This window comes from Streptomyces sp. NPDC007896 (genome assembly GCF_042959425.1).
In the GTDB taxonomy this organism is placed as follows: domain Bacteria; phylum Actinomycetota; class Actinomycetes; order Streptomycetales; family Streptomycetaceae; genus Streptomyces.
This window is the reverse complement of sequence record NZ_JBIBKX010000002.1, coordinates 299,834-324,118: the sequence shown is the minus strand read 5'-3', so window position 1 is coordinate 324,118 and position 24,285 is coordinate 299,834. Positions and strand designations below refer to the sequence as shown.

Sequence of the window (24,285 nt, the reverse complement as noted above, 5' to 3'; positions counted from 1 at the left end):
GCTCCGGACGCGGGGGCGTTCCGACGTCCGGAGTCGCCGGTCGCCGCAGTGGTCCGGCTCATGACCGAGATGTGGTGAAGTCGTGGTGAGCGCTGGGGCCCGGGCCCGCTATGTTCGGTGCGATCATCCGAGATTCGGAGCTGGCGTGCAGAAGACAGACGAACGGGCCGTGGGGGCGGATGAACCGTCCACAAAGGCGGCGGAGGCGGCCGTCGCGGCTCCCGCGGCGGAAGCGGGTGCCACAGGTTCCCGGCGCGACTGGCCCCGCCACTGGCCCCTTCTGCTCGGAGCGTGCGCGCTGTCCGGGCCCACGCTCTACGTCCTCGGCCGGTGGATGGAGCAACCGGCCATGCAGGCCTGGCGGACCGTCGCTCTCGCCGTGACCGTGCAGGCACTGCCCTTCCTGCTGCTCGGCACGGCGCTGTCCGGCGCGATCAACGCGTTCGTGCCGGCCCGGGTGTTCACCCGGGTGCTGCCCCGGCGGCCCGTGCTCGCCGTCCCGGTCGCCGGAGTCGCCGGGGTCGTGCTGCCCGGCTGCGAATGCGCGTCGGTGCCGGTCGCGAGCAGCCTGATCGGCCGGGGTGTCACCCCGGCCGCCGCGTTCGCGTTCCTGCTCTCGGCGCCCGCCATCAACCCGGTCGTACTGACCGCCACCGCCATCGCCTTCCCCGGCCACCCCGAGATGGTGCTGGCCCGGCTGCTCGCCTCGCTCGCCACCGCCGCCGTGATGGGCTGGCTGTGGCTCTTCCTGGGCCGCGACACATGGCTCAAGCCTGTCGTACGGCACACCGGTCACCAGCCCGAGCAGAGCCGCCTGCGGGAGTTCCGGCGCGGCTTCCAGCACGACTTCCTGCACGCGGGCGGCTTCCTGGTCCTCGGGGCCATGGCGGCGGCCACGTTCAACGTGGCGGTCCCGCGCACCGTGCTCGACGCGTTCTCCGGCTCGCCCTGGCTGTCGGTGCTGTTCCTGGCCGCGCTCGCCATCCTGCTCGCGGTGTGCTCCGAGGCCGACGCGTTCGTCGCGGCCTCGCTCACCGGCTTCTCGCCCGTCGCCCGGCTGGCGTTCATGGTCGTCGGGCCGATGGTCGACCTGAAACTGATCGCCCTTCAGGCGGGCACCTTCGGCCGGGCCTTCGCCGTCCGTTTCTCCACGGCCACGACGGTCGTCGCGATCCTGTGCAGCGCGCTCATCGGAGGAGTACTGCTGTGAAACGCCCCTTCCAGGTGACCCTGCTCGTCCTCAGCGGCCTCGGCCTGCTGCACGCCTCGCTCTTCACCGACCTGAGCCTCAGGTTCGTGAAGGAGGGGATGCGTCCCATGCTGGTCGCGTCGGGGGTGCTGCTGCTCGTGCTGGGCGTGGCGGAGGCGTGGTCGAACCAGAAGCCGGGCAGCGCCGACGCCGCCGACAGTCACGACCAAGACCACGACCAAGACCACGACCAAGACCACGGCCACGGCCACGACCACTCCACCGTGCCCCGTATCGCCTGGCTGCTGTTCCTCCCCGCGCTGAGTCTGCTCTTCTACGCCCCGCCCGCCCTCGGCGCCTACACCGCCGCGCGCGAGGCGCCCAAGGCCGTCACGGAGCAGCGGTACTTCGATCCGCTGCCCGCGACCTCGCCCGTCCTGCTGACGCTCACCCAGTTCACCAGCCGGGTGCAGCAGGACCACAAGCGGGACATCGGCGGCCGTAGCATCCGGATGACCGGTTTCGTCACGCCCGACAAGGGGGGCGACGGCTGGTACCTGACCAGGATCATCTTCACCTGCTGCGCGGCGGACGCCCAGTCCGTGAAGGTGCGGATCCACGGGGCGGCGGCCCTGCCCGCCGACACCTGGGTGACCGTCACGGGAACGTGGCACCCCGGCGGAACGCTGGGCACGAGTTCCGCCCCGGCCGCGCTGGACGCCCGTACCGTCAAGAAGGTCGCCAAGCCGGTGAACGCGTACACGGACGCTCTTCCGTTGTTCTAGATCAGCCGTTGTTCTAGGCCGGCCGTACCAGACCCACGTCATACGCGAAGATCACCGCCTGCACCCGGTCCCGTACACCGATCTTGGCGAGGACGCGGCTGACGTGGGACTTGACGGTGGACTCCGCGAGGGAGAGGCGGTCGGCGATCTCGGCGTTGCTCCAGCCGGAGGCGATGGCGGTGAGGACCTCGCGTTCGCGGTCGGTGAGGGCGTCGAGCCGGCGCTCCTGCTCGGGGGTGTGCCCCGGGCGTCGCTCGGTGTAGGCGTCGATGAGTTTGCGGGTCAGGCCTGGGGCGATCACGGCGTCCCCGGCGGCCACCGCACGGATTCCGGCGACGAGTTCGTCGGGCAGCGCGTCCTTGAGGAGGAAGCCGCTGGCCCCGGCGCGCAGCGCGGCGTAGGCGTACTCGTCGAGGTCGAAGGTGGTCAGGACGAGGACCCGGGAGCGGCCGCCGGACTCCACGATGCGGCGGGTGGCCTCGATGCCGTCCATGCCGGGCATCCGGACGTCCATCAGGACGACGTCGGGGCGCAGTTCGGCGGTCGAACGGACCGCCTCGGCGCCGTGGGTGGCCTCGCCGACCACGGTCAGGTCGGAGTGCTGTTCCAGGAGCATGCTGAAGCCGAGGCGTTGCAGGGCCTGGTCGTCGACGATGAGCACGGTGGTCATGCCGGATGGTTCTCCGTGGGAGCGGTGGTGGGGATCAGGACGGCACGGACGGTCCAGCCGCCACGGGTGTTCGGGCCAGCGGTGACGGTTCCCTGGTAGAGGGCGGCCCGCTCGCGCATGCCGACCAGACCGCGCGCGTCGTCCCGGGCGCCGTCGACGCGCGGGGCGCGGGGCGGGCCGGTGTCGTCGACGGTGAGGCGGACGCGGTCGCGGTCCGCTGCGACGCCGACATGCGCGGTGGTGTCGGACGCGGCGTGCTTGAGGGTGTTGGTCAGCGCCTCCTGGACGATGCGGTAGACGGCGAGTTGGATACCGGGGGCGAGGCCCGTCAGGTCGCCCTCGGTGTCCAGGGTGACGGTGAGGCCGGCGGCCCGGACCCGTTCCAGGAGGGCTGCGAGGTCGGCGAGGCCCGGTTGAGGGGCGAGCGGGGTGCCGCCCGGTTCGTCGCTCCCGTCCCCTTCCTCACCGATGACGGAGAGCAGGCGGCGGAGTTCACCGAGGGCGCCGCGTCCGCTGTCGGCGATGATCCGCAGGGTGTCGGCACCGCGCTTGGGGGACTTCTCGGCGAGCCCGGCGGCGCCACCGGCCAGGCCGACGATGACGGCGAGGGTGTGGCCGAGGATGTCGTGCATCTCCCGGGCGACGCGGGCGCGTTCGGCGGCGGCGGCCAGTCGGGCCCGCTGGTCGCGCTCCACCTCCAGGCGGAAGGCGCGTTCGTGCAGGGCCCCGACGTACGCGTTCACGACCCGGCCGACCAGGCCCGCCGCGGCGACGGCCGCCACGAGGGCCGCCTGCACGATCGCCAGCACCGCGGTCTCCAGGAACGAGCTGTTCGGCTGGCCGGCGGCGCGGGCCACGACCCCTACGGACGTCTGCGCGACGGCGATCGCCATACAGACCACCAACTGGGCGGGCCCGACCTTGCGGCCCACGTTGAGCAGCGCGACGATCCGCGCGGCCTCGGAGCCCGTGCTGACGTCCAGGGCGAGGCCCACCGCGCCGACGGCGGAGGTGAGGGCGAAGACCAGGACGGGCCGCTGCTGCCGCCACAGCAGGGGAAGGCAGTATCCGGCGATCAGCGCCAGTACCACGGGGACGCCGCGTCCGATGCCGTCCGCCGCGTCCCGCAGGGCCGGGACGCCCAGCGCCGCGCACAGGAGCGGCGCCGTCACCCGCTTGACCCACGGATGGGCCAGGTCGGCCCGTCTCACCCGGGTGAGCCACTGCAGGACCGCGACGTCCGAGCGGTGCTGCGCCCCGCCCAGCAGTTTCTCGGGCGTGACGGGGCGGGAAGTCGGCCCGGGCGCGGTCGGTGCGGTCACGTCGTACGCCCTCTCGGTACGGGAAGCCGTCCGCCCGCCCCCCGGGGGAGTGGGGACCGGCGAACGAGGCGCGATGGTCACGGCCGGTGCGGCCGTACGTCCTGCCGCGGATCGTACGGCCGACAGGTCAGCCCCTCGCGGTGGGAAGGGGCTCGGAGTCCCGTGTGCCCTCGGTGTCCTGCGTCTTCGCCAGCAGATGGCGCAGTTTCTCGCCCTCGACGTCCACGTCGGGCAGGACGCGGTCCAGCCATCGCGGCAGCGACCAGGCGCGGCGGCCGAGCAGCGCCATGACGGCGGGCACGATCGTCATCCGGACGACGAAGGCGTCGAGGAGCACGGCGACGGCGAGACCGAGGCCGATCGACTTGATCAGCGCGGTGTCGCTGAGCAGGAACCCGGCGAACACGGAGATCATGATGATCGCCGCGGCGGTGACCACGCGGGCGCCGTGCCGGAAGCCCGCGACCACCGCCTCGGTGGGCTCGGCGCCATGGACGTACTCCTCGCGCATCCGGGTGACGAGGAAGACCTGGTAGTCCATGGCGAGCCCGAACACCACACCGACCAGGAAGATCGGCAGCAGGCTCACGATCGGCGCGGTCTGGTCGACGCCGAGGGCGCCCGCGAACCAGCCCCACTGGAAGACGGCGACCACGACGCCGAGGGTCGCCAGGACGCTGAGCAGGAACCCGGCGGCGGCCTTGAGCGGGACCAGGACCGAGCGGAACACCAGGAGCAGCAGCACCAGGGCCAGGCCGACGACCACGGCGAGGTAGGGCACGAGGGCGTCGCCGAGCTTGGCGGAGATGTCGATGTTGAGCGCGGTGGTGCCGGTGACCATCAGTTCGGCGCCGGTGTCCGCGTGCAGGGCGGTGCCGCGGTCGCGGATGGCGGAGACCAGGTCGACGGTGTGCTGGCTGCTGGGGGAGCTCTTCGGGACGGCGCGGATCAGGGCGACGTCACCGGCCTGGTTGAAGGTCGCGGGGCTGACCGAGGCGACGTCGGGCATCGCGTCGAGCAGGGTGATGGCGTCCTGGGCGGCACCCTTGGCGTCGTCGCTCGTACGGGCGTCGACGACCACGGTCAGCGGCCCGTTGTAGCCGGCCCCGAACCCCTTGGTGATGGTGTCGTAGGCGAGGCGCTGGGTGGAGCCTGGGGCGGCCGAACTGTCGCTGGGCATGGCCAGTTGCAGCGACAGGGCGGGAATGGCCAGGGCGAACAGGGCGGCCACCGCGACGGCGAGGACCTTGACCGGGTTGCGGGTGACGAACCGCGACCAGCGCACGCCCGCGGGTTCGCCCTCGCCGCGCTCCTCGATCGCCCGCATCCGGCGGGTCTTGAGCTTCCCCTTCATGATCCGGGGACCGGCGAAGCCCAGCAGGGCGGGCAGCAGGGTGAGCGCGATGAGCACGGCGATCGCGACCGCGCCCGCGGCCCCGAGACCGATGTCGGTGAGCAGGCCGACACCGATGATGCTGAGCCCCGCGAGCGCGATGACCACGGTCAGACCGGCGAACACCACCGCGGAGCCGGCCGTGCCGAGCGCGCGTCCGGCGGCCTCCTCGGGTTCGTGCCCCTCCCTGATCTCGCCGCGGTAGCGGGAGACGATGAACAGCGCGTAGTCGATGGCCACCGCGAGGCCGAGCATCAGCGCCAGCGTCGAGGTGGAGGAACTCAGGTCCACGAACGCGCTGGTGAGGGTGATCGCGGACACCGCCACCACGATGCCGAAGACCGCGGTCAGCAGGGGCAGTCCGGCCGCGAGCAGCGAGCCGAAGGTGATGACCAGCGCGACGGCGGCGACCGCGAGGCCGATCAGCTCACCGGCGCTCTGCTCGGACTTCACCTGGACGGCGTTGCCCCCCATGCTCACCGCGAGACCCGCCTTGTCGCCCCGGTCGGCCACGGACTTCAGGTCCGCGCGGGCCCGGTCGGTGACGTCGGCCTGGGCGACCTTGTACGTGACCTGGGCGTAGGCGACGGAGCCGTCCTTGCTGACGGTGCCGCCGGTGAACGGGTCGGCGACGTCCGCGACCTGGGAGGCCTTCCTGAGGTCGGCGACGAGAGCCTCGACCTCGGCCTTGTCGGCGCCGGACGTCAGTTTCCGCCCGTCCGGGGCCTCGAACACGACACGGGCGGTGGCTCCGGCGGCCGAGGCCCCCGGGAACTCCTTCCCCAGCAGGTCCAGCGCCTTCTGGGACTGGGTTCCGGGAATGGTGAAGGAGTCCGACGTACCGGCCGACACGCTGGCGGCACCGATGCCGACGGCCGCCAGGACGGCTATCCACAGCATGAGGACAAGTCGTCGCCGCCGGAACGCGAACCGGCCGAGACGATAGAGGAACGTGGCCACGAATGACTCCCGGAGAGGGGAAAAGAGGCCTTCGTGGCCTCCTTGCGCCAGGCTAGGAACGCCCGGTCGCCACTCGGCGGCACTCCGGAGGTGAATACGGCCCGGCGGTTAGTACTTCCGTGCCATACGGATGTCATCCGGCCGGTGTACGGGACGCGGCTGCGGCCCGCGTGGGCCCCGGGCCTCTCGGCGGGTCTTACGGACCCGTGACGTGACGGGCGCGGTGCTGCCGTACGCCACGGTCGCGGTCCTAGCGTTCGGCGTATGCGAGTACTGGTCACCGGCGGTGCCGGGTTCATCGGGTCCCATGTCGTCGAGGCACTGAGCGCGCGAGGGCACGAGGCGGTCGCGTTCGACCTGCGCGACGGCCTGGACGTACGGGACGCCGAGGCGGTCGGCGCGGCGCTGGCGGGCATGGACGCCGTGTGCCATCAGGCGGCGATGGTGGGGCTGGGGAAGGGGTTCGACGACGCGGTCGAGTACGTGTCGCGCAACGACCTCGGCACGGCGGTGCTGCTCGCCGCGATGGCCGACGCGGGGGTGCGCCGCCTCGTGCTCGCCGGGTCGATGGTCGTGTACGGCGAGGGCGCGTACGGCTGTGAGTGGCACGGGCCGGTACGCCCCGGGCCCCGGACCGTCGCCGATCTGGACGCGGGACGGTTCGAGCCCCGCTGCCCGCGGTGCGGCGAGGAACTGACACCCGGCCTGGTGCGCGAGGACGCTCCGGCCGACCCCCGGAACGTGTACGCGACGACCAAGCTGGCCCAGGAGCATCTGGCGGCGGCCTGGGCCCGGTCGACGGACGGTTCGGCGGTGTCGCTGCGCTACCACAACGTGTACGGGCCGAGGATGCCGCGTGACACCCCGTACGCGGGAGTCGCCTCGTTCTTCCGGTCCGCGCTGGCCCGGGGCGAGGCGCCGCGTGTCTTCGAGGACGGCGGGCAGCGACGGGACTTCGTGCACGTACGGGATGTGGCCGCGGCCAATGTGGCGGCCCTGGAGGCGGGTTCGCGCGCCGGGGCCCTCACGGCCTACAACACCGGAAGCGGCGAGCCGCACACGGTCGGCGAGATGGCCCGTGCCCTGGCCACCGCCCACGGCGGGCCCGAGCCCGTGGTGACCGGCGAGTACCGCCTCGGCGACGTACGCCACATCACGGCCGACTCCGCACGGCTGCGCGCCGAACTGGGCTGGAAGCCCGAGACCAACTTCGCGGAGGGGATGAGGGAGTTCGCGACGGCGAGGCTGCGCGGGGAGCAGGAGAGCAGGGGAGCGGAAGAGTAGCGGCCGGGGCCTGCGCCTCACGCTCTCTCCATGGGCACCCGCCTCACGCCCTCGCCATCGGCAGCGTGACCTCGAAGCGGCAGCCGCCGGGGACGTTGTGGACGGCGGCCTGGCCCTGGTGGGCCTCGACGATGCCCCGGACGATGGCCAGGCCCAGGCCCGCTCCGGCGGGAGGCGTGCGGGCGTGGGTGCCGCGCCAGCCGGTGTCGAAGACACGCGGGAGGTCCTCCTCCGGGATGCCGCCGCAGCCGTCGGTGACGGACAGGACGACCCCCGCGTCCGAGCGCTCGGCGGCGACCGCGACCGTGCCGTCGGCCGGAGTCCGGCGGATCGCGTTGACGAGGAGATTGCCCAGCACCCGGCTCATCTCCTTGCCGTCCACCTCGACCGGCACCGGCTCGATACGGTCCCCGACCAGGCGTACGCCGTGCTCGCGGGCGAGCGGGTCCGCGCCCGCGAGGGCGTCGCCGACGAGGTCGTAGAGGGAGATGCGGGAGGGGGACAGGGCGAGGGTCCCGGCGTGTATGCGGGAGAGTTCGAAGAGGTCGCCGACCATGTCGTTGAGGCGTTCGACCTCGGTGCGGATCTGCCGGAGGTAGCGGTCCGGGTCGGCGGCCACCCCGTCCTCCAGCGCCTCCGACATCGCCCGCAGTCCGGCGAGCGGGGTGCGCAGGTCGTGCGAGATCCAGGCGACGAGTTCACGGCGGGAGGTCTCCAGCGCGCGTTCACGGTCGCGGGACTCGGCGAGCTTTGCGCTGGTCGCCTGCAACTCCCGGCTCAGCGCCGCGAGTTCGGCGGTCGCGGGACCCTCGGGGGCCGCGAAGTCGCCGCCGTCGCCGAAGGAGCGCGCGGCCAGGGTGAGGGCCCTGCTGCGGGCCACCACCCAACGCCCCAGCAACAGCGCCGTCGCCAGGGACACCACCGCCGCCATGGCCACCACGGTCGTGACCACGCCCAGGTCGTGCGCGGACAGGAACATCGCCCAGGCGACGGCCAGCGTCCCCGCGAGCATCGCGGTGACCGCCACGGCGGCGACGACGGCGAGGGACACGGTCAGCGACCGGCGCCGGATCAGCCACAGCGCCCCCGCGCCGAGCAGCCCGGCCGCTGCGGCGCCGAGGAAGGCGTACAGGGCGATGAGCAGCATGTCGCGCGTGGAGTGCACGGTTTGCATGGCCTGCACGGCGTGTGTGGCCTGCACGGGGTGTGCGGCTTGCACGGCGTGTGTGAGGGGCATGGCTCGCATGGTCAGACCGCTTCCTCTCGGGGAGTCGGGGCCTCGCCGGGCGTGGGCTCCTCGAAGCGGTAACCGACCCCCCACACCGTCTGGATCAGCCGCGGTCTGCCCGGATCGTCCTCGACCTTGCCCCGCAGCCGGCGCACGTGGACCGTGACCGTCGACAGGTCACCGAAGTCCCAGCCCCACACCTCGCGCATCAGGTCCTCGCGGCTGTACGCCCGGCCGGGATTGCGGAGGAAGAACGCGAGCAGATCGAACTCGCGGATGGTGAGGGCGAGATCCTCGCCGTTCCTGGTGGCGCGGCGGGCGTCGGGGTCGACGGCGAGACCGGCAAGCCGGAGAGGGCGAGCGCCTGCGGCGGGGCGGCTGCGGCGCAGTACCGACTCCACCCTCAGGACCAGTTCGCGAGGACTGAAGGGCTTGGTGACGTAGTCGTCGGCGCCCACCTCCAGGCCGAGGATCCGGTCGTCCTCGTCACCGCGGGCGGTGAGCATGATGACCGGAACGGGCCCGTGGCCGCGCATCCTGCGGCACACCTCCAGGCCGTCCATCCCCGGCAGCATCAGGTCCAGCACCACCAGGTCGGGCCAGTGCGCGGCGGCACGGGCGAGCGCGGCGGGCCCGTCCGCGGCACGGTCCACGACGTACCCGGCGCGGTCGAGGTAGCCGGAGACCACCTCGGCGACGGTGGGATCGTCGTCGACGACGAGGACGCGGGCGCTCCGCCCGGGCCCGCCGGGGGCAGGTCCGGTACCTGCGGATTCGTACGGCTGCTGCATGAATCCAGCGTCCCACCGGCCGCACCCGGGTGCCGCGATCCCGCCGCGACGTCCGTGTTTCGTAAGGACCTGAAGTCCGAAATCTCCCTTTCGCGTTCGTAGGGTGAAAGCCGTGACGACCTCTCCCCAACCCGACCCCGACAAGCCCCCGGACACGGACCCGGCGCCCGTCGACGTGGTCCTCCCCTCTCCGGTCGACGTGGTCCTCCCCTGCCTGAACGAGGCCGAGGCCCTCCCCTGGGTCCTCGCCCGCGTCCCCGCCGGCTGGCGCGCGCTGGTCGTGGACAACGGCTCCACGGACGGCTCGGCGGAACTGGCCCGCGGCCTCGGCGCGACCGTCGTGCGCGAGACGCGCCGCGGGTTCGGCGCCGCCTGCCACGCCGGTCTGCGAGCCGCCACCGCGGACATCGTGTGCTTCTGCGACTGCGACGCCTCGCTGGACCCGGCCCGGCTCCTGCCCTTCGTCCGCGAGGTACAGGACGGCGAGGCCGACCTCGTGCTCGGGCGGCGCCGCCCACAGGGCCCCGGCGCCTGGCCCGCGCACGCGCGGGCGGGCAACCTCGCCCTCGCCCGGATGCTCCGCCGCCGCACCGGACTGCGCCTGCACGACCTCGGCCCCCTGCGTGCCGCCCGCCGCGAACCGCTGCTCGCCCTCGGCCTCACCGACCGCCGCAGCGGCTACCCGCTCCAGATGGTCGTGCGCGCCGCCGACGCCGGCTGGCGCGTCACCGAGCACGACGTGCCCTATCTGCCGCGCACCGGCGCCTCCAAGGTCACCGGCACCTGGCGCGGCACCTGGCAGGCGGTACGGGACATGCGCCGCGTCCTGGCCGAGCCGCCCGCGCCGCCGCGCCACGCCCACGCCGCCCTCGCCCCTTCCCTCACCTCCACGGATTCCCGTTCCCAGGGAGGAACCAGCCAGTGACGACGCTCCTCGTCATCGCCAAGGAACCACGGCCGGGACGGGTCAAGACCCGGCTCACCCCGCCGTTCACACCCCGGGAGGCGGCGCTGCTCGCCGAGGCGTCCCTCGTGGACACCCTGCGCACGGTGGCGGCGACCCCGGCACGGCGCCGGGTGCTCGTGCTCGACGGAGCGGCCGGCGACTGGCTGCCGGCCGGCTTCGACGTCGTACCGCAGTGCGCGGGCGGCCTCGACGAACGGCTGGCCGCCGCCTTCGCGGGCTGCGACGGGCCCGCGCTGCTCATCGGCATGGACACACCGCAGGTGACACCCGAACTCCTCACCGTGGACTTCGCCGGCTGCGACGCGTACTTCGGCCCGGCCGAGGACGGCGGCTTCTGGGCCCTCGGGCTCGCCGCCCCCGACCCGGAGCTGCTGCGGGGCGTGCCGATGTCGACGCCCACGACGGGGGCGGTGCAGCGGGAGCGGCTCGTCGCCGCCGGCCTGCGCGTGCGCGACCTGCCCCGTCTCCGGGACGTCGACACGGCCGCCGACGCGGAGGCGGTCGCCGCCGTCGCGCCGCCCGGCAGCCGCTTCGCCGCCGAGCTCGGGCGTCTGCGAACGGCCACCGGACGATGAGCACCGCGCACGGGACGACGACACCGCCGGGGGTGCCCGGCCCGCGCCCCTGGTCCGCCGACCCCTACTCGGACGCCCTGGTCACCGGCCGGGGCCCGCTCTTCCTCCGGCGCACCGACGGCTGGCTGCTGCCCCTGGAGGTGGAGCGCTGGTGCGCACAAGCCGACGCGGTGGACCTGACGGTGCTCGCGCGCTGCGAGGGGACCGTGCTCGACGTGGGCTGCGGGCCGGGGCGGCTCGTCGCCGAACTCGCCGCCCGGGGCCGGCCCGCGCTCGGCATCGACGTCAGCGAGGCGGCCGTCGCGCACACCGCCCGGCTCGGCGGCCAGGCCCTGCGGCGCTCCGTCTTCGAGCCGCTCCCCGGTGAGGGCCGCTGGGACACCGCGCTCCTCCTCGACGGCAATGTCGGCATCGGCGGCGACCCGGCCGCCCTGCTCCGCCGGATGGCCCAACTCCTCACCCCCGGCGGGCTGTTGATCGTCGAGACGCTCGCGGACGTGGACGTCGACGAACGGGTCAGCGTCCGCATCGTACGGGTCACCGACCCCCGGGGCACGGACGGGCCGGCCTTCCCGTGGGCCCGCCTCGGCACCCCGGCGCTGCTCCGCCACGCGGCTCGCGCGGGCTGGCACCGCGAGGGTCAGTGGTCGGCCGGGGGCCGCTCGTTCGTCGCCCTGCGCAACCGCGACGGATGCGATGGCCCGGACGACCGCGATGACCGGGACGACCGCAACAGCCGCAGTACGAGCAGCGCCGCCGAGCCCCCGAACAGCACCGCCGTGATCAGCAGCCAGCGGGCCAGGAAGTCGTCGCCCGAGAGCCCGGTGGCCAACCGGTAGTGCTCCGCCATCTGCCCGCTGATCAGCGGAAACCACATCAGCAGCAGAAGCGCCGAGAACGCGGCCGGGAACCGGACGTAGACCGTCCACTCCCGGCGGCCTACCGCGCCAAGACCCCTCGCCACGGCCCGGTCCGCCCCCGCGTACAACGGAACGAGCACCAGGTCGTGGAGGACCGCCGCGCCCACGAACCACAGCGCCACCCCGAACCAGTCCCCCGCGAGCAGCCGCACCCCGGCGTACCCGGCGAGCGCGAACGAACAGGCCAGCAGCAGGATCTGCAGCGGACTGCCCAGGACAGGCTTCCCGAACGGCCGTCGCACCACAGGCCGTCGCACCACAGGCCGTCGCATCACAGGCCGTCGCATCACAGGCCGTCGCATCACAGTTCTCCGAACGTCATCCGGGCCACCCACTTGGTGTTGAGCACGCCGGGCGCCGCGGGGACGATGATCCGCGCGGGATAGCCGTGGTCGGGGGTCAGGTCCTCGCCGTTGGCGAACAGGGCCAGCAGGGAGCGCGGGTCGCGCACCTGGTTGTCGCGCAGGGCCGCGTGCCGGAACGCCCCGTGCCGCTGCAACGACTCCACCAGCACATCGGGCGCCGCGCCCTCCTCGTATCCGACGAGCCGCGCCAGGTCCCGCAGCCGCACCCCCCGCCACCACTGGTCGGAGGTCGACCAGCCCTCCACGCAGGCGATGGGCAACGCGGCGCTGTGGAGCGGGAGTTCCAGCAGCTCGCTCCGGCTCAGCCGGACCGTGCGCCCGCGCCCCTCGACGACCAGCCGCCATGCCTCCCCGGACGTCTCGCGCATGTCGATGCCGACCGCCTCGGCCGTCTTGTTGATCTGGAAGCCGCCGGGTCCGCTGCCCGGTTCGGGGCCGCCGTGCGGCACGAGTACGGCCGTCTCCCGCAGCGGCTCGTCGAAGTTGCGGCCCGCCGTCGTGGCGAACAGCAGCAGCGATCCGCCGCCGACGACCCCGAGGGCGCCGCGCCGCGAGACGGTGGGCGGGGTGGGGTCCGGTGAGACCAACTCCTCTTCTTCCGGGGTGCGTTCGTCCCGGAGGTGGCGCAGATTGCGCAGCGCCATGGGCACCCGCAGCACGGCGTGTGCCACGAACGCGGCGAAGAACACCCAGGCCCCGTAGAAGTGCAGCGGATAGAAGGAGCCGGGGAAGATGTAGTCGAGCTGGATGTTCAGCACGCCGGTGGTGAACTCGAACAGGGCACCCCCGACCAGCAGGAGCAGCGAGATCCGCTCCAGCGCGTGCGCGAGCGACCGGGCGGGCGGCAGCGCGAACAACTTCGGCACGACCGACCACAGCTTCGCCAGCAGTACGGGGATCAGCGTGATCCCGAGGGTGACGTGGACGCCCTGGGTGAGGCGGTACAGCCAGGACGGGTTCGTCGGCCAGGAGAAGAGGTAGAAGCCGAGCAGACCCTTGTCCGGGGTCATGTCGTTCACCGGCGACAGGTTCGGGTTGTAGGCGGCGTACGACACGAGACCCGTCACGAACAGCACGGTGATGCCGCCGAGCAGGACGACGCCGAGCACCGAGGTGAACCAGGGGCCGCGCAAGGGGCTGCGCCAGAACGCGGGGGAGGAGGGAGACCGTGGCATGCTCCGACCGTAGGACCGCGACACCCCCCGAACGGGTCCGCGAACCATGACGAAACTCTGACATCCACTACTGCGGCGGCTCCGGCGGCCGGTCCGCGGCCTAGCGTGCGGATGTGAACCGCGATCTTCCCCAGGGCCTCCCCCCGGACGGTCCCCGCGATCTCCCCGGCGCTCCTCACCCCGACCGGCGTCACGATCGACGGCTCGACCGGCGCCGGGATCCGCTCCTCGACCTGGCCGCCGTCCTGGCCGCCGCCCTGCTCGTCACGGGCGCCGCGCTGGTCGGCACGTCGATCGAACGCCGCCACCACACGCTCTTCGTACGCTGGCCTCCCCTGTTCGCCCAGTGGGAGCCGCACCTCGGCCCCGGCACCCCGGCCGCGCTCGCCGTGGCCGTCGCCGTCGTCGTCTACGGGCCGCTCCTCGCCACGCGTCTGCCGTGGCGATCGCTGCTGTGGGCGTCCTGGGGCACCGCCACCGCCTGGACGTTCTCCCTCGCGCTGGTCGACGGGTGGCAGCGGGGGATCGCCGGGCGGCTGACGGCCACGAACGAGTACCTCACGGTCATCGACCGCTTCCACGACATCCCCGCCACCCTGCGGGACTTCACCCACCACATCGTGAGTCACTCCCCCGCTCCCTGGCCCGCGCACATCGCCGGCCACCCGCCGGGGGCCACCGTCACCTTCGTGCTCCTCGACCGGGCCGGGCTGGCCGGCGGCGGCTGGGCGGGCGTGTGGTGCATCGTGACCGGGGCGGCGGCGCCTGCCGCGGTCCTGGTCGCCGTACGGGCGCTGGCCGCGGAGCAGCTCGCGCGCCGCGCCGCCCCCTTCCTGGTCCTCGCCCCGGCCGCCGTGTGGGTGGGCGCCTCCGCGGACGGCTACTTCGCCGCGGTCGCCGCCTGGGCCGTCGCCCTCCTCGCCCTCGCGGTCACCGGACCCCGGCCCCGGGCGACGGGCCTCGCCGCCGGGCTCCTCCTCGGCCTCACCGCGTACCTCTCCTACGGCCTGACGCTGTTCGCCGTGATCGCCGCCGCCGTCCTGCTGCTCGGCTCCCGCCGACTCCGCCCCCTCCCGTACGTCCTCGCCGGACTGGCCGTCGTCCCCCTCCTGTTCACGCTGCTGGGCTTCAACTGGTGGGAGGCGTACCGCCTGTTGGTCACCCGCTACTACGAAGGGGTCGGCGGCGTACGGCCGTACGGCTACTGGGTCTGGGCGAACCTCGCCTGTACGGCGCTGATCGTGGGCCCGGCGACGGTGGCGGGCCTGCGCCGAACGGTCGCGACGGCCGTACGCGAAGGTCCCCGCGCCCTCCGCCGCCCCCACGTCCTCTCCCCCGAGTCCCGCCTCGCCCTCCTCGCTCTCGCGGCCCTGCTCGCCCTCCTGGCCGCCGACCTCTCCGGCATGAGCAAGGCGGAGACGGAACGGATCTGGCTGCCGTTCGCGATGTGGCTCCTGCCTACCTGCGCGTTCCTGCCCCGCCCCCGCGCCTGGCTCACCGCCCAGGCCACCCTGGCCCTGCTCCTCAACCACCTCCTGCTGACCGGCTGGTGACACCGGGAGCGGAGACCGTGATCAATTCAGCCGGATGGCGGCGGGCCGGGGCGGTCGCGGCACACCGGGGGAAGGTGCTGTTCAGCGCCCTACCGGGGAGGGAGCGGGGCGCGCGGCGGGGGCGTGGGGCGGGTTGCGGCGGGGGGTCGTGGATCTCACGGTGGGCCCAAGAAGCAGCCGACGAAAGGACCACGCATGCATTTCCTCATATCCCGATCCCGCCCAGTCCTCCAGCCACCCCTGGCCGGCGCCGCGCTGGTCCGCGGCCCTGTCGGCACGGCCGCGGCCGCCGTGGACGTAGGCCAGGAGGCCTCCGCCGAGCGGGACGTGGTGGTGAAACGGCTCGACGCCCTCGACAGGGCCGACCACGACGCCGTGTTCCACCCGCTGCTGGACGCACTGTCCGCCGTCGCCGAACGGGGCGGCCGTCTCGACGCGGCCGAGGCCGCCGGTTACGCGCGCGCCCTGGAGACGGCGAACGCGTCCCTGGAGCGGCGGCTGAAGGAGCGGGCCTCCGCCACCGCGTCCGCCACCACCGCCACCTCCGCCGCCCCCGGCGCCACCGCCACCTCCGGCGCCACCGCCGCGGGAAGTCCGGCGCCGTCCTCGCGCTGACAAGCACCCCGGGGACAAAGGGACGTCAGCGGGCGAGGGACTTGGCGTCGCCCATGACGATCGCCGGATGCTGGGCGGGATCCAGCGTGCGCAGCAGTTCCTTCATGTGCTCCTGAGCCAGACTCACGCAGCCGTGCGTGGGGCCCCCGTGGTCGACGTGCAGCCAGATGCCGCCGCCCTTGCCCGCGCCGAGCGGGCGGGTCCAGTCGAGGGGTGAAGTGCCGGGCTCGTGGTTGTAGTTGATCGCGACGACGTAGTCGAAGGAGCCGGCCAGCGACTCCCCCTCGAAGCCCGTGCCGGCGATGGTGAACCCGACCGACCGGTCGTAGGGCAGCTTGGCACCGGGGTCGGGCCGGAGTCCGCCCGCGTCGGTGAGGGTGAACACGCCGACGGGCGAGCGGAGATCACCGGCGTGATGGTCGTCCGTCCAGCCCTTGAGGGCGTTGTGGGCCGGCCAGGTCGCTCCCGGCTCCCAGCCCGCGCTCGTACGCCGGTACAGCACCACCTGTGACACCGGGGAGTCCTCGCCCCGGCCGGTGACCAGGACGACCTGCCGCGCGTTCCCGGGTATCCCGGCCAGCGTCGTGGGGCCGACACCCGGCAGCCGCGCCGGTGGGACCGGCTCGGCGGACTCCGCGCTGTCCGGTGCGGGCCGCCCGGGCCTGGCCTGCGTCGTACCGGGAGCGCCGACGGACCGTTCGGCGTCGGCGCCTGTGCATCCGGCGAGCGTGACGGACAGGACCAGAGCCCCGGCGGCGATCAACGGCGTACGGAGACGCTGTCGGGGGGAGGCCGGGCGACGGATGGAGGAAGCCATGATCGTCAGCCTGGGGGTGACTTGTGAGGAAGTGGTCAGCTCCGCTCGGCGGACCGTCTCAGCTGCGGTGACTGAACCCTGCGTGAGCCTGAAGCGGACACGTATACGCCCGGAATGCGCCTTTCGGTAAGGCGAGAACCCTTGCTCATATCCCCCGGGTAGGGTGACGGAAATGGAGATCCGCCACGCGACGGCCGGCGCCGCTCTGCCCGACATGATCCCGGTCCGCAAGCCGTGACCGACGAGATCGTGCCGGCCACCACGGGCTCGACCCCGAACGCGTGCTGCTCGGCGGAGCCATCGGGGGCCACCCTTCCCTGCCGGTACCCGTACGGGACGCCGTGAACACGCCGGCTCCACCGCCGCCCGTCGCCCCCGCAACCCTCGCCACAGGAAAGAACATGCCCCTTTCTCACGCCGCAACCGCCACCGCCACGACCACCCCCCTGACCGTCACCGCGCCCCAGCCCCCGGAGGGAGCCGCCGACATCCGGCTCATCGTCACCGACATGGACGGCACGCTCCTGGACGACGCCAAGCGCATACCCGACGGCTTGTGGTCGCTCCTGGCCGAGCTGCGCCGACGGGACGTGCTCTTCTGTCCGGCGAGCGGCCGTCAGTACGCCACCCTGGCCAAGGAGTTCGCCGACGCGGGGCAGGGCATGGTGTTCATCGCCGAGAACGGCACCTACGTCGTACGGGACGGCGTGGAACTCAGCTCCGACCCGCTGGACCCGTCCGTCGCCGCGCGGATCGTCACCACGACACGGGGGCTGCGGGCCGAGGGCGTGGACGTGGGCGCGGTGGTCTGCGGCAAGCGGTCCGCGTACGTCGAACGGACCGACGAAGCGTTCCTGGCCGAGGCAGGGCAGTACTACACCCGGCTCCAGCCCGTCCCCGACGCGACCGCCGTCGACGACGAGATCCTCAAGGTCGCCCTCTTCGACTTCGGACCGGTGGAGCGGACCACCGCCCCGGCCCTGAGCCCCTTCACCTCGACCCACCAGGTGGTCGTCTCCGGCGAACACTGGGTCGACATCATGAACGTCACCGCCGACAAGGGCGCGGCCGTACGCCGTCTCCAGGACGACCTGGGCATCACACCCGCCCAGACGATGGTGTTCGGCGACTACCTCAACGACCTCGAAATGCTCGACACCGCCGAGTGGTCCTTCGCCATGGCCAACGCCCACCCCGCCATCATCGACCGGGCCCGCCACCTCGCCCCGTCCAACAACGAGAACGGCGTCCTGCGCACGATCACCCGCCTGCTCCACCTGCCCCCCATGTGACCGCGGCCGATCAGCCCTCCACCACCCGCCGCGCACCGACCTCGCTGGGGTACTCGCGGACGGTGAACGCGGCGAGGACCCAGCCGACGGCGTACGCGAGCAGGGCGGGCAGGACGGGCGCCGCGATCAGGAAGAGGATGCGGCCGACGAGGGCCGGCCCCGTGGAACGGCGGGTCTGGTCACGCTTGCGGCCGCGGGCCTCGCTGGGGGTCGGCGGGTCCAGGAGGTCCCTGCGGTGGCCGCGGCGCAGTCGTACGAAATCGTGCCCGGTCTCCGTGAAGACATGGCCTGTGCCGTGCAGCACCCCGCCGACGACACCGGCCGCTGTGACCCAGCTCTCATCTCCCCCGTGCAGCAGATGAAGGGGCTTCCCCGTCGAGGAGGGGTGACAGGAAGGGAGGAGCGCGTGGATCTGGCAACCGAGTGGAAGCTGGGCGCCGAGCGCGGCGGGACCGAGTCGCTGGACATGGACTTTCCCGCTTTCGTCGCCGCCCGGTCCGCCGCCCTGTTCCGTGGCGCCCTCGTCTTGACGGGACACCGCGAAGCCGCCGAGGACCTGCTCCAGGAAACCCTGGAACGGACCTGCCGCAAGTGGCGCACGATCGCCGCCAAGGACGCCCCCGACGCCTATGTGCGGCGGATCATGGTGAACCTGGCGAACGACCGCTGGCGAAGATTCCGCCGCACGACCCCGCATCCCGACAGCGGCGGCGACCGGGCCGCTCCGGGGGACGAGTACGGACAGATAGACAGCAGGGACCAGCTCGTTCGCGCTCTTCAGCAGCTGCCGATGCGTATGCGCACGGTCGTGGTCCTGCGGTACTTCCACGATCTGTCGGATGCGGAGATCGCGGCCGATCTGAAGATCTCGGCGAGTACCGTACGGTCCCAGCTCGCTCGTGGGATCGAGAAGCTGAGAAGCCAGTTCCCCGCGCTCTCCGGCCCTTCACCGCAGCGGCCCACGGAAGGAAACCGATGACTTCACACGATGCACGGCCTTCCGGCCGCACCGGATACACATCCTTCGAAGAGGAACTGGTGAACGCCATGAACGAATTCGCGAACTCCGCCGACGCGCCGTCCGTCGACACCGTCGGCATCGTGCGCAAGACCCGCCGCAAGCGCGTCACGGCCATCGCGGGTCTCGCCGCCGCCCTGATCGTGGCCGGCGGCGGCACCGCCCTGGCCACCGTCGTCACCAACGGTTCCCACGCCGCGAAGCCCGCCGCCGCGACCACCGCGACCGGCCACGACGCCACCAACGTGCTGCTGAAGGGCAGCACGTTCCCGCTGGAGTTCGCGGGCCTCGACCTGGACTTCGCCAAGCAACTGCTGCTGAAGGGCCGGCTCGAGCTCGGCACGGTCAGCAAGGTGGACTGCGGCAAGAACGGCAAGCCGGGCTCGGTCCACTCGGTCGACCCGCACAGCCCGAAGACCGTGTCCATCGGCGCCACCATCAACCTGACCCTCTGCGCCGGCTGATCCGGGACACCCCGGCCACCCCGGCCACCCCGCCCCAGTCGTCGCGAGCTCCGACGACTGGGGCGGACGGAGTCAGCCCACCTCGGTGGCCGCCCGCTTCGGTACGTCCTCGTCGGACCCGTCGGACCCGTCGGACCCGTCGGACCCGCCGAACTCATCGGACCCGTCCGCCTGCTCGGGTACGAACGCGATCTCGCCGTCCAGCACCTTCTTCACCCGCTCCGTGTCGAGCGCACCCTCCCAGCGGGACACGACGAAGACGGCGACGCAGTTGCCGAGCAGGTTCGTCGCGACGCGCATCGAGTCCATGATGCGGTCCACGCCCAGCAGGAGGGCGACCGCCCCGACGGGGATGACCCCGAGGGCGGAGGCCGTCGCGGAGAGGGCGAGGAAGGCCGAACCCGGCACACCCGCCATGCCCTTGCTGGTCAGCATGAGGACCAGGACGACGGTGATCTGCTGGCCCAGACTCAGATCCACCCCCACCGCCTGCGCGATGAACAACGTACCGATGGACAGATAGATCGAGGCGCCGTCGAGGTTGAAGGAGTAGCCGGTGGGCAGGACCAGGCCCACGGCGTCGTCGCGGCAGCCCGCCTGGCGCAGCTTCTGCATCATGCGGGGCATGACCGTCTCACTGGAGGCAGTACCGAGCGCGAGCAGCATCTCCTCGCGGGTGTAACGGACGAACTTCCACAGGCTGAGCCCGGTGACCGCCTTCAGGGCGACGGCGAGCAGCGCGAGGAACAACAGCGCGGCCGCGTAACAGACGCCGATGAGCTTGCCGTAGGTGGACATGACGCCGACCCCGTACTGGCCCACCAGATGGGCCGTCGCGCCGAAGACGGCGAGCGGGGCGAGCTTCATGATGAAGCCGACGACCGCGAAGACGACCTCCTGCGCCTGTTCGACGGCGGGCAGGATCGCGGGCACCTTGCCGTGGCCGAGATGCAGCACGGCCGCGCCCACCAGGCAGGCGAGGACGAGGACTTGGAGCAGGGAGTTCTCGGCGAACGCGCCGACCGCGCTGTCGGGCAACGCGTGCAGGATGAACTCGCCGGTCGAGGGAGCAACTGCTTCAAAGGCATCGCTCAAAGGCATCACTCAGAGGCGTCGCTTCGAAGCGGCCAAGGACAGAGGTGTGTGCCGAAGTGTCATGAACGGTCGGGACCTCGTCAGGTGAACGCCAACACCCTGGTCCGCCGCCCTCCCCCCGCGTTCGATGGAACGCGGATACCCGTGTCGACGTACGCCGAGGGGTGAGCGAGCGATGGGCGAGGGAAAGCGGCGGCGGGTCGTCGTGGGGGTGAGCGGTTCGCCGGGGAGTCTGGCGGCGCTGCACCGGGGCGCGTTCGAGGCGCACCGCACCGGCGCCGTGCTGCTGGCCGTGGGTGCCTGGGAACCGCCGCACGGCGCGCTCGCCCACCCGAGTTCGATGCTCACGCCGCCGATGACCGAGTTCCGGCAGATGGCGGACGACCGGCTGCTCACCGCGCTCGGCACGGCCTTCGGCGCCGACGGGCCCGGGGTGCCGTGCCGGGGGCTGGTCGTGTGGGACCGGCCGGGGCGCGCCCTGGTGCGGACCGCCGACCGGATCGGCGACCTCCTGGTGATCGGCGGCGGGCGGCGCGGCCGGATGCGCCGGGCGCTGTTCCCGTCCGTCGCGCGCTACTGCCTCGCACACGCCGCCTGCCCGGTGCTGGCCGTACCCCGCTCACCCCTGCACCGCGAACTCGCCTCCGTACGCCGCCGGGTCAGCCTGCGCCTGCCGCTCGACGCCAGCGAACTGACGGACGGCAGGTCCTGAACCGCTGTCCCGACTCAGCCGACCCAAAAGCCCGCCGAGACCGTGTCGAAGACCGGGCGGGAGGTGTCCCACTTGAGGTCCGGGGCCGAGAGGTAGATGTCGTACTCCCGGCCGCCCTCCTGCCCGAAGCCCAGGTCGATCGCGCGGAACGCCCGGACCCTGCCCTCGAAGGTGAACTCCCACACGGCCGCGGGCTTCTCCTGGAACGTGGTGCGCTGCATACGCAGTTTCCGGTACGAGGAGGGGTAGTTGAGCTTGGTGTTCGCCTCGATGTTCGTGAAGTGCGACTCGGGGTTCGCACCCGCCGGCTCGACCATGCCGATCGTGAGGCCGACGAGACCCGTCTCGTCGGCGTAGGTGACCTGTTCGGCCGACGCCTTGCCGCGCTTCCAGCCGTCCGGGACCGGGAAGGAGACGCCCAGCTTCTTCTCCGTGACCAGGTGGTAGCCCGCGGGAACGGCCGGGGGCGCGGAAGTGGCGGCGGACGCGGCGGCTTTGTGGTGGTTGCCGCTCTTGCCGTCCCGGGTCAGGGACCACCCGCCCGCCACCGTCGCGGCCGCCAGCACCACGGCCAGCGCGCTCCAGACGGCCATACGGCGCCCACGGGCCCGGGGCGGTGCGTCTTCCCGCGCCGGTGCGACCGTCGTGGCGGTCGGCGGAGTCTGTGCCGGTGTCCGTGTCGATATCGGCGCCGTTGTCGGTACCGGGCGCGTGGGCGTCAGCTGCGTCGGTACCCCCGACACGACTTCCCTCAGGACCCGCTCCACCTCCTCCGCCGACGGCCGCTCCTCCGGCTCCTTCGCGAGCAGCGCCTCGATGAGGGGTTCCAGCGGACCGGCCTGCTTCATGGGGTCGACCGGGTCGACGGCGATGGCGTACGCCGTCTCCACGGCCGTGGCCTTGCGGAACGGGGGCCGCCCCTCGACGGACTGGTAGAGGGTCGCCCCGAGCGCCCACAGGTCCGCGGCGGGTCCGGGCTTCTTGCCCCGCATCCGTTCGGGCGCGATGTAGTCGATCGAGCCGATGATCTCGCCGGTCTTGGTCAGCGTCGAGGTGCCGGTCGCCATGGCGATGCCGAAGTCGGTGAGGACGACGCGGCCGTCGGCGCCGAGCAGGACGTTGCCCGGCTTGACGTCACGGTGCAGCACCCCGGCGGCGTGCGCGGCCCGCAGCGCGGCGACCATGCCGAGGCCGATCCGGGCGGCATGGGTGGGCGGCACCGCGCCGCCGTCCGTGAGCAGTGCGGCGAGGGTGGTGGAGGGCACGTACTCCATGACGATGCAGGGCAGCCCCTCGTCGTCCACCACGTCGTGCACGACGACCACGTGGGGATGGGCGATACGGGCGGCGCTGCGCGCCTCGCGGCGGGTGCGTTCGTGGAGGGTGGCGAGCTCGTCGTCGGTCAGGTGCCGCTGGACATGCAGCCGCTTGACCGCGACCTCGCGGTTGAGGACCTCGTCCTCGGCACGCCACACCGTGCCCATGCCGCCACGGCCGATCTGTTCGATCAGCCGGTAGCGCCCGGCGACCAGCCGCCCCTCGTCCGCCACCGCGTGCCCCTTGCCGTTCTTTCCGGACCGCTCGCTCCGGGCCGGTTCGAACCATTTCGCGTTCGATTCGTGTCGACACCATAGTCGGCGCAGGTTGCGGGCGAATCTCAGCCGTCGTCCCCGCGCTCGTCCGGGGCCGCGAGGACGAGTTGGGTCAGCGGGGTGGGGTCGCCCGTGTCCAGGGTGACCCGGTAGAGGCCGGGCGCGGGCACGGTGACGCGGGCCGCGAGGTGGTCGTCGTCGCCGTACAGCCGGGCGGGCCGGGCGAAGGCCCCGCCCACCTCCTCGACCACGCAGTCCAGCCCCGCGGGACTGTCGGCGCCGCGCACCCGGACCGTCCAGGGCGTGCCCGGGGCGACGAGGTCCGGGACCTCGATGCCGACCCGCGTCCCGGCCTGCGGAGGACCGAGGTGCTCGTCCTCCTCCAGGAACGAGGTCACCGCCTCCAACGCCGCCTCCCCCTGGGCCAGCGCACCGTGCTGCAGCGCGAGGGGCACGATGGCGCGGTTCAAAGGGGATGTCGCGGACTCCTTGTGTACGGTGCCGTCGCCGCCCACGTCGAAACGGCGCGGGGCGCCGCTCTCGTCGCGCATCAGCTCGCCGTCGCTGTGCTCGCGGTAGCAGTGCTCGGAGGCGGTCACCACGCCCTGACGGAGGGTCAGGGACTGGAGTGTGGGCTGGCTGATGCCCACCAGCGCCCGGTGCCCGGGCAGCGCCCGCCCGCGCAGGGTGTCGTGCAGGGTCTGGGAGTCGACGGCCAGATCCTTGTCGCCGCCCAGGTCGGCGATGTCCGTGGGGCTGAGCCGGCGGATGTTCAGGCCCTCGTCGAGACAGGGGAACGCCGGGAGCAGGTCGTGCAGGCCCGGCATGGTGTACGCGAGTCTCCTGAGCCTGCCGTGCGGCAGCGGAACCGGCGCGCCCTGCCCGGTGTTGAGGATCGCGGCGGCGGCCACCGCCCCCTGAAAGGGCGTACCGAGGGTGAGCACCCCGCGGGTGTCCGCCGCGAGGTCGGCGTCGGGGCCGTCGGTGAGAGCGGCGAGGGTGAGCAGTCCGCCCATGGAGTGCGCGACGAAGACGAGCCGCCCCTCCCGTTCGTCGACCCGGTGCTTGCGGGCCAGCGCGTGTGCGGGGTGGAGCCGCCACCGCTCCAGATGGGCGCGTGCCGCCTCGGCGAGGAACCGGGCGTTCGTGGCGACCGACAGCCGCCAGTCGTAGGCGAAGGGCAGCACGGCCTGAGGGTCGGCCACGCTCCGGGTGACCGTCGCGACCAGGTCGCCGTAGGGCTCGATGCCGCGCAGGAACGGGCTCCAGGCGGGGGTGCTCAGCAGGCGCCGGGCCCGGATGCGGCCGAGGCGGCCCTCGCGTTCGTCGGGCGTGAGGCGCAGGGCGCGTAAGCCCCGGGGCGCCGTCCAGGCCTTCAGCAGCCATCCGGCGTTCGCGAGGCCCCAGACGACGTCGCCCGACTCGGTGTCGTACAACTCGCTCCCCATGATGCCGGGAACGACGACGACGGCGTCCTGCGTCGTGTTCGGGGAGAGGCCGGGG

Annotated in this window: 22 protein-coding genes and 1 pseudogene; 12 read left to right on the top strand and 11 right to left on the bottom strand. The window is 72.8% G+C overall.

Annotated features, from left to right (window positions below; all coding sequences use genetic code 11):
- Window positions 1-145: 145 nt before the first annotated feature.
- Window positions 146-1,210: a permease gene (locus ACFZDJ_RS09105; RefSeq protein WP_391057291.1), complete on the top strand. Its 1,065-nt coding sequence runs from the start codon at window positions 146-148 to the stop codon at window positions 1,208-1,210.
- Window positions 1,207-1,974 carry a TIGR03943 family putative permease subunit gene (locus ACFZDJ_RS09100; RefSeq protein WP_391057288.1) on the top strand — a complete coding sequence of 256 codons (768 nt, stop codon included), beginning with the start codon at window positions 1,207-1,209 and terminating at the stop codon, window positions 1,972-1,974. Before ACFZDJ_RS09105 ends, ACFZDJ_RS09100 begins: the two co-directional genes overlap by 4 nt.
- 13 nt (window positions 1,975-1,987) lie before the next feature.
- Here ACFZDJ_RS09100 and ACFZDJ_RS09095 read toward each other — a convergent pair whose 3' ends face one another.
- The 3 genes from ACFZDJ_RS09095 to ACFZDJ_RS09085 form a co-directional block, all read right to left on the bottom strand.
- Window positions 1,988-2,644 (bottom strand): response regulator transcription factor, encoded by a 657-nt coding sequence (locus ACFZDJ_RS09095; protein ID WP_099942444.1) that lies wholly within the window; start codon window positions 2,642-2,644, stop codon window positions 1,988-1,990.
- Window positions 2,641-3,966 (bottom strand): histidine kinase, encoded by a 1,326-nt coding sequence (locus ACFZDJ_RS09090; RefSeq protein ID WP_390932968.1) that lies wholly within the window; start codon window positions 3,964-3,966, stop codon window positions 2,641-2,643. Before ACFZDJ_RS09090 ends, ACFZDJ_RS09095 begins: the two co-directional genes overlap by 4 nt.
- A 127-nt stretch (window positions 3,967-4,093) precedes the next feature.
- Window positions 4,094-6,319, bottom strand: a complete 2,226-nt coding sequence (locus tag ACFZDJ_RS09085) for an MMPL family transporter (RefSeq protein WP_391057285.1) — start codon at window positions 6,317-6,319, stop codon at window positions 4,094-4,096.
- 264 nt (window positions 6,320-6,583) lie between these two features.
- On the opposite strand from ACFZDJ_RS09085, the gene ACFZDJ_RS09080 reads away from it, so the two are divergent.
- A complete protein-coding gene (locus tag ACFZDJ_RS09080; RefSeq protein ID WP_391057282.1) occupies window positions 6,584-7,603 on the top strand; it encodes an NAD-dependent epimerase/dehydratase family protein in 1,020 nt (339 codons plus the stop codon).
- Between the two features lie 43 nt (window positions 7,604-7,646).
- Here ACFZDJ_RS09080 and ACFZDJ_RS09075 read toward each other — a convergent pair whose 3' ends face one another.
- Window positions 7,647-8,777 carry an ATP-binding protein gene (locus ACFZDJ_RS09075; RefSeq protein ID WP_391057850.1) on the bottom strand — a complete coding sequence of 377 codons (1,131 nt, stop codon included), beginning with the start codon at window positions 8,775-8,777 and terminating at the stop codon, window positions 7,647-7,649.
- A 74-nt stretch (window positions 8,778-8,851) separates the two neighbouring features.
- The gene (locus ACFZDJ_RS09070; protein WP_101399360.1) at window positions 8,852-9,622 is read right to left on the bottom strand and encodes a response regulator transcription factor; all 771 of its coding nucleotides are present in this window, start codon (window positions 9,620-9,622) and stop codon (window positions 8,852-8,854) included.
- 103 nt (window positions 9,623-9,725) lie between these two features.
- Here ACFZDJ_RS09070 and ACFZDJ_RS09065 point away from each other — a divergent pair, with 103 nt between their 5' ends.
- The 3 genes from ACFZDJ_RS09065 to ACFZDJ_RS09055 are packed head-to-tail and all read left to right on the top strand — an operon-like array spanning window position 9,726 to window position 12,003.
- The gene (locus ACFZDJ_RS09065) at window positions 9,726-10,547 is read left to right on the top strand and encodes a glycosyltransferase (RefSeq protein WP_390932965.1); all 822 of its coding nucleotides are present in this window, start codon (window positions 9,726-9,728) and stop codon (window positions 10,545-10,547) included.
- Entirely contained in the window at window positions 10,544-11,164 is a 621-nt protein-coding gene (locus ACFZDJ_RS09060; protein ID WP_390932964.1) for a DUF2064 domain-containing protein, read from the top strand. The genes ACFZDJ_RS09065 and ACFZDJ_RS09060 overlap by 4 nt, the downstream gene beginning before the upstream one ends.
- A complete protein-coding gene (locus ACFZDJ_RS09055; RefSeq protein ID WP_391057279.1) occupies window positions 11,161-12,003 on the top strand; it encodes a methyltransferase domain-containing protein in 843 nt (280 codons plus the stop codon). Before ACFZDJ_RS09060 ends, ACFZDJ_RS09055 begins: the two co-directional genes overlap by 4 nt.
- A gap of 382 nt (window positions 12,004-12,385) precedes the next feature.
- Here ACFZDJ_RS09055 and ACFZDJ_RS09050 read toward each other — a convergent pair whose 3' ends face one another.
- A complete protein-coding gene (locus ACFZDJ_RS09050; protein ID WP_391057276.1) occupies window positions 12,386-13,624 on the bottom strand; it encodes a molybdopterin-dependent oxidoreductase in 1,239 nt (412 codons plus the stop codon).
- Between the two features lie 113 nt (window positions 13,625-13,737).
- Between ACFZDJ_RS09050 and ACFZDJ_RS09045 the strand changes: the two genes are divergently transcribed.
- Both ACFZDJ_RS09045 and ACFZDJ_RS09040 read left to right on the top strand, forming a co-directional pair.
- Window positions 13,738-15,177 carry a hypothetical protein gene (locus tag ACFZDJ_RS09045; RefSeq protein ID WP_391057273.1) on the top strand — a complete coding sequence of 480 codons (1,440 nt, stop codon included), beginning with the start codon at window positions 13,738-13,740 and terminating at the stop codon, window positions 15,175-15,177.
- 195 nt (window positions 15,178-15,372) lie between these two features.
- On the top strand, window positions 15,373-15,792 hold the full coding sequence (locus ACFZDJ_RS09040) for a hypothetical protein (RefSeq protein ID WP_391057270.1): 420 nt from the start codon (window positions 15,373-15,375) through the stop codon (window positions 15,790-15,792).
- A gap of 25 nt (window positions 15,793-15,817) precedes the next feature.
- Here ACFZDJ_RS09040 and ACFZDJ_RS09035 read toward each other — a convergent pair whose 3' ends face one another.
- Window positions 15,818-16,609 carry a L,D-transpeptidase family protein gene (locus ACFZDJ_RS09035; protein ID WP_391057264.1) on the bottom strand — a complete coding sequence of 264 codons (792 nt, stop codon included), beginning with the start codon at window positions 16,607-16,609 and terminating at the stop codon, window positions 15,818-15,820.
- Between the two features lie 401 nt (window positions 16,610-17,010).
- On the opposite strand from ACFZDJ_RS09035, the gene ACFZDJ_RS09030 reads away from it, so the two are divergent.
- Window positions 17,011-17,901, top strand: a complete 891-nt coding sequence (locus ACFZDJ_RS09030; protein WP_390932954.1) for a Cof-type HAD-IIB family hydrolase — start codon at window positions 17,011-17,013, stop codon at window positions 17,899-17,901.
- A 10-nt stretch (window positions 17,902-17,911) separates the two neighbouring features.
- On the opposite strand, the gene ACFZDJ_RS09025 is transcribed toward ACFZDJ_RS09030, so the two are convergent.
- Window positions 17,912-18,205, bottom strand: a complete 294-nt coding sequence (locus ACFZDJ_RS09025; RefSeq protein ID WP_390932952.1) for a hypothetical protein — start codon at window positions 18,203-18,205, stop codon at window positions 17,912-17,914.
- A gap of 102 nt (window positions 18,206-18,307) precedes the next feature.
- Here ACFZDJ_RS09025 and ACFZDJ_RS09020 point away from each other — a divergent pair, with 102 nt between their 5' ends.
- Window positions 18,308-18,880, top strand: a complete 573-nt coding sequence (locus ACFZDJ_RS09020) for a SigE family RNA polymerase sigma factor (protein WP_391057261.1) — start codon at window positions 18,308-18,310, stop codon at window positions 18,878-18,880.
- The gene (locus ACFZDJ_RS09015; protein ID WP_391057259.1) at window positions 18,877-19,383 is read left to right on the top strand and encodes a hypothetical protein; all 507 of its coding nucleotides are present in this window, start codon (window positions 18,877-18,879) and stop codon (window positions 19,381-19,383) included. The genes ACFZDJ_RS09020 and ACFZDJ_RS09015 overlap by 4 nt, the downstream gene beginning before the upstream one ends.
- 72 nt (window positions 19,384-19,455) lie before the next feature.
- Here the strand turns inward: ACFZDJ_RS09015 and ACFZDJ_RS09010 are convergent.
- Window positions 19,456-20,451: pseudogene (locus ACFZDJ_RS09010) on the bottom strand (cation:dicarboxylate symporter family transporter); the annotation flags it as partial.
- Between the two features lie 202 nt (window positions 20,452-20,653).
- Between ACFZDJ_RS09010 and ACFZDJ_RS09005 the strand changes: the two are divergent.
- Complete coding sequence (locus ACFZDJ_RS09005; RefSeq protein ID WP_390932946.1) at window positions 20,654-21,190, top strand: universal stress protein; 537 nt, start codon at window positions 20,654-20,656, stop codon at window positions 21,188-21,190.
- A gap of 14 nt (window positions 21,191-21,204) precedes the next feature.
- Here the strand turns inward: ACFZDJ_RS09005 and ACFZDJ_RS09000 are convergent, their stop codons facing one another.
- Together ACFZDJ_RS09000 and ACFZDJ_RS08995 are read right to left on the bottom strand one after the other, a co-directional pair.
- A complete protein-coding gene (locus ACFZDJ_RS09000) occupies window positions 21,205-22,740 on the bottom strand; it encodes a protein kinase (RefSeq protein ID WP_391057256.1) in 1,536 nt (511 codons plus the stop codon).
- Between the two features lie 107 nt (window positions 22,741-22,847).
- Window positions 22,848-24,230, bottom strand: coding sequence for a hypothetical protein (locus ACFZDJ_RS08995; protein WP_391057847.1), 1,383 nt, complete (start codon window positions 24,228-24,230; stop codon window positions 22,848-22,850).
- Between the last annotated feature and the right edge of the window lie 55 nt (window positions 24,231-24,285).